We start from the raw sequence: 605 nt of genomic DNA, 5'->3' as shown, positions 1-605 counted from the left end.
GCTCGCGCGACTGGATCACCTGGACTTCCGAATTCAGCGCGACCGTGTCCGAGGAGAGCCCGGCCACGATGTTCTGGATATTCGTGACCGTCTCGGAGGAATCGGCCGTCTCCAGCATCACCACCGAGGTCGCGGTGTAGATCGGCACGGCGACGCGGTAGGCGTAGTAGCCGCCGATCGCCATCATCACCAGCGTACACAACAGGATGATCCACTTGCCCCGCCACAGAGGCCGGACAAAGGCCGCGATGTCGAAGCTGTCGTCATCCTCCTGTTGCGTCTGGCTGCGGGCGAACTGGAAGTCGGAAGAACTGGGCTGCGTCATCGGGTCAATGTTCGGAAGGTCCTGGGGGCGGGCGGCATGTGGATGTCAGAGGCGCCGGATGTCGGCGGCGCGGGGTGTCACGGGCGCCCTACCACCGGCACGGCATGAAGACGAGGGCATATCGGTCCTCGGAAGGCTTAGGGGCCGGTCGCCTGCAGCCGGACGGGTCGGCGACCGAACGGACGTCTCCCGGCGATCTTCGATGAAAATTTTCGCACGCGCCAGTGCTAATCTGGCACCCGCCCAAGCACCATGCCAAACGTGCGACTTTTGAAGGCGA

General features: G+C 64.0%; 1 protein-coding gene. It reads right to left on the bottom strand.

What is annotated here, in order from left to right; translation table 11 throughout:
• The coding region (locus tag CVV76_RS24430) for a Wzz/FepE/Etk N-terminal domain-containing protein (protein ID WP_233193155.1) at positions 1 to 325 on the bottom strand (325 nt) is incomplete at its 3' end.
• Positions 326 to 605: the final 280 nt, after the last annotated feature.

Source organism: Acidimangrovimonas sediminis (assembly GCF_002871005.1).
Taxonomy (GTDB): domain Bacteria; phylum Pseudomonadota; class Alphaproteobacteria; order Rhodobacterales; family Rhodobacteraceae; genus Acidimangrovimonas; species Acidimangrovimonas sediminis.
Note: the sequence above shows the minus strand (reverse complement) of the source record. Positions and strands in the feature narration are given on the sequence as shown.